The organism is Stenotrophomonas sp. RG-453, from assembly GCF_033843685.1.
GTDB classification, from domain to species: Bacteria; Pseudomonadota; Gammaproteobacteria; order Xanthomonadales; family Xanthomonadaceae; genus Stenotrophomonas; species Stenotrophomonas bentonitica_A.
Genome location: NZ_JAMYED010000020.1, coordinates 1 through 578, shown reverse-complemented (window position 1 = coordinate 578; position 578 = coordinate 1). Strand labels below are relative to the sequence as shown.

The following is a 578-nucleotide window of genomic DNA, read 5'->3' as shown; positions in this document are numbered from 1 at the left end:
CAAAGCTTGTTGCCAGCTCCCCGATACTTTTCGCAGGCTGCCACGTCCTTCATCGCCTCTGACCGCCAAGGCATCCACCGTGTGCGCTTATTCGCTTGACCATATAACCGCAAGTTGCCTTGGGTTATATATATGACCTGGGGGTACAAAGCCCAGATACGAAATATAACGACTCAATTAATAAGAAGACATTTAAGTCTTCCGCCTTAGCCTCACGACACGTCTAAGATAGAATCTCAAAACGCTCGCTACGTCACAAGTTTTAAAAGAACACGTACCAGCCACAATGCTGATCCGTAATAAATTCTTTGTATGCGCTAGTCATTCAGAGTGGTGGGTCTGGGTAGACTCGAACTACCGACCTCACCCTTATCAGGGGTGCGCTCTAACCACCTGAGCTACAGACCCAATGTCCGTTCAGCTCATTGCTACCGCGTCGATAAACTCGCGGCGTGTGGTGGAGCCTGTCGGGATCGAACCGACGACCCCCTGCTTGCAAAGCAGGTGCTCTCCCAGCTGAGCTAAGGCCCCATATACGGGACTATCCACATCGGCCAGGCCGACGTGAAACTCTGAAT

The 578-nt window shown here is 51.2% G+C and carries 2 tRNA genes and 1 rRNA gene; all 3 read right to left on the bottom strand.

The window, feature by feature from the left end:
* Positions 1–101: ribosomal RNA gene (locus NJD74_RS19575) — 23S ribosomal RNA — on the bottom strand; the annotation flags it as partial.
* 230 nt (positions 102–331) lie between these two features.
* Positions 332–408: transfer RNA gene (locus NJD74_RS19570), tRNA-Ile, on the bottom strand.
* 47 nt (positions 409–455) lie between these two features.
* Positions 456–531 (bottom strand) — tRNA-Ala (locus tag NJD74_RS19565).
* Between the last annotated feature and the right edge of the window lie 47 nt (positions 532–578).